Below are 2,859 nucleotides of genomic sequence, written 5' to 3'. Positions count from 1 at the left end.
CCCTGGTAGAGGTACACGGAGCCGGGCAGGGCGAGCGTCAGCAGCGCGGCGGCACGCGCCCGCCGGGTGCCGAGCGCCAGGTCGGTCGGGGTGCCGAAGGCCTTGGCGGCGAAGTCGAAGCCGGTCTCGGCGCGCCCGTAGCGGGTCACGGTCCGGGTCACGTCGTGGTTGCACAGCACCCAGGTGGCGGGCGCCCCGACGGGCGCGTGCTCGGCGAGGGTCTCCTCGATCGAGGCGCGCAGCCGCTCCGCGTCCCAGGGACAGCTGAGGAAGCCGAAGTTGAAGGCGGTGTGCAGTTCGTCGGGGCGCAGGTAGCGGGCGAAGCGCTCGGAGTCCGGCAGCCAGACCTCGCCGACGAAGACGGCGCCGTACTCGTCGGCGACGGCCCGCCAGGAGCGGTAGACGTCGTGCAGTTCGTCCCGGTCGATGTACGGATGGGCCTCCTTCCCCTCCCCGCTCCCCTCCCCGCCCCCGGACCACGGCCCGGGCGGGCGGCCCGCCAGGTCGGGCAGGGCCGGGTCCTTGGCGAGCAGGGCGGCGGAGTCGATCCGTACGCCCGCGACGCCCCGCTCGAACCAGAAGCGCAGCACCTCCTCGTGCTCCCGGCGGACCTCGGGGTGGTCCCAGTTGAGGTCGGGCTGCTGCGGGGTGAACAGGTGCAGGTACCACTCGCCGTCCTCGGCGCGCGTCCACGTCCCGGCGCCGTTGAACTGCGAGGGCCAGTCCCCGGGCGGCAGTTCGCCGTGTTCGCCGCGGCCGGGGCGGAAGTGGAAGAGGCGCCGCTCGGGGCTGCCGGGGCCGGCGGCGAGGGCGGCCCGGAACCAGGGGTGCCGGTCGGAGACGTGGTTCGGGACGATGTCGACGATGGTCCGGATGCCCAGGGCGCGGGCTTCGGCGATGAGCTTCTCCGCCTCGGCGAGGGTGCCGAAGGCCGGGTCGATGGTCCGGTAGTCGGCGACGTCGTAGCCGCCGTCGGCGAGCGGGGAGAGGTACCAGGGGGTGAACCACAGGGCGTCCACGCCGAGCGCGGCGAGGTACGGCAGGCGGGCCCGGACGCCCGCGAGGTCGCCGGTGCCGTCCCCGTCCCCGTCGGCGAAGCTGCGTACGTACACCTGGTAGATGGCGGCCGAGCGCCACCAGTCGGAAGCCGGCACGTCGATCCTTTCAGCCCTTGAGTGAACCGGCCGTCAGGCCGCCCATGATGTTGCGCTGGAAGATCAGGAAGAGGACGAGGGTGGGTGCGGAGGCCATCGCGAGAGCGGCGGTGAGGTGGTTCTCCGGGACTCCCCGGGAGAGGGAGTAGATGCCGACGTTGAGGGTCTGGAGCGCCGGGTCGGGGAGGGTGAGCATCGGCCAGAGGAAGTCCTTCCAGACCCCCACGACCGCGAAGATCGACACGACGCCGAGGACGGGCCGGGACATCGGCAGGACGACCGAGCGCAGGGTGCGCAGGGCGCTCGCCCCGTCGATGGCGGCGGCGTCGAGGACCTCCCGCGGGATCGAGTCGAAGAATCGTTTCAGCAGGAAGATTCCGAACGCGTTGGTGACGGACGGCAGCCAGATCACCCAGGGCGAGTCCAGCAGGTTGCGCTCGATGAGCGGCATGTCGAGGACGGTCAGGTACTGCGGTACGACGAGCACGGCGGCCGGGACCATCAGCGTCGCCAGCATCATCCCGAGCACGGCCTTGCCGAGGACGGGCCGCAGCTTCGACAGCGAGTAGGCGGCGGCGACGTCGAGCACGAGCTGGAAGACGAGGGCGCCCAGGGCGTAGTAGAGGGTGTTGGCCAGCAGCCGGGCGAGGTCCATGACCTGCCAGGCGGCCGAGTAGTTGCCGGTGCGGACGGAGTGCGGCACCAGCGTGGGCGGGACCCGGGCGAACTCCTCGGTGCTCTTGAGGCCGCCCGCGGCCATCCAGTAGAGCGGGCCGAGGAAGACGAGGGTGAACCCGGCGACGACCAGGGAGAGGACGCTCCAGTAGAGGATCCGGCCCCGGGGGCGGCTCCACCGGACCGGGGAGATCAGGGTGCGCTCGGCCATGTGTGGGGCTCCTTGTCAGCTCTCGTCGTCGCGGCTGAGGCGGACGTACGCGGCGGAGAAACCGCCGAGGAGGACGAGCAGGCACAGGCCCAGGGCCGCCGCCGCCCCGTACTGGTTGAAGCTGAAGGCGTACTGGTAGATCAGGACGACCACGGTGGTCGTGGCCCCCTCGGGGCCGGTGCCGCCGGTCAGCAGGAACGGTTCGGCGAACACCTGCATCGTCGCGATCACCTGCATGAGCAGCATCAGCGAGAGGATCAGCCGGGTCTGCGGGATGGTGACGTGCCAGATCTTGCGCAGCAGTCCCGCCCCGTCGAGCTCGGCGGCCTCGTACAGCTCGCCGGGGATGCCCTGGAGGGCGGCCAGGTAGATCAGGGTCGCGCTGCCCATGTTCATCCACGTCGAGGCGAGGACGACCGACGCCATCGCGGTGTCCGTGGACTGCAGCCAGTCCTGCGCCGGCAGGTGCAGGAACTCCAGGATCCGGTTGAAGAGGCCGTAGCCGGGGTCGTAGAGGTACTTGAACAGCAGGACCGAGGCCACCGGCGGCATCATCACCGGCAGGTAGACCAGCAGGCGCAGATAGCCGCGGGCGTGCCGCAGTTCGCCGAGTACGAGGGCCACCACGAACGGCACCACGAAGCCGAGGACCAGCGCGAGCCCGGTGAAGAGCAGGGTGTTGCGCCAGGCCTGCCAGAAGCTCGGGTCGTTGAAGACGTACGTGAAGTTGTCCCAGCCGACCCAGCGGGTGGCGCCGCCCTCGGTCTTCTGGAAGGCGAGGAGGAACTCCCGGACCATCGGGTACCAGGAGAAGAAGGC

General features: G+C 70.9%; 3 protein-coding genes. All 3 read right to left on the bottom strand.

The genetic code is table 11. From position 1 onward, the window contains the following. On the bottom strand, nt 1-1,154 hold a 1,154-nt coding region (locus ACFV0Q_RS40580; protein ID WP_385013004.1), incomplete at its 3' end, for an alpha-amylase family glycosyl hydrolase. A gap of 10 nt (nt 1,155-1,164) precedes the next feature. Further along, entirely contained in the window at nt 1,165-2,040 is an 876-nt protein-coding gene (locus tag ACFV0Q_RS40575) for a carbohydrate ABC transporter permease (protein WP_385013002.1), read from the bottom strand. A gap of 15 nt (nt 2,041-2,055) precedes the next feature. Next, nucleotides 2,056-2,859, bottom strand: an 804-nt coding sequence (locus tag ACFV0Q_RS40570) for a carbohydrate ABC transporter permease (protein ID WP_385013000.1), incomplete at its 5' end; no start/stop codon positions are given.

This window comes from Streptomyces sp. NPDC059564 (assembly GCF_042735575.1).
In the GTDB taxonomy this organism is placed as follows: Bacteria; Actinomycetota; Actinomycetes; order Streptomycetales; family Streptomycetaceae; genus Streptomyces.
The sequence above is the reverse complement of the archived record's forward strand: the minus strand, read 5'-3'. Positions and strand labels throughout refer to the sequence as shown.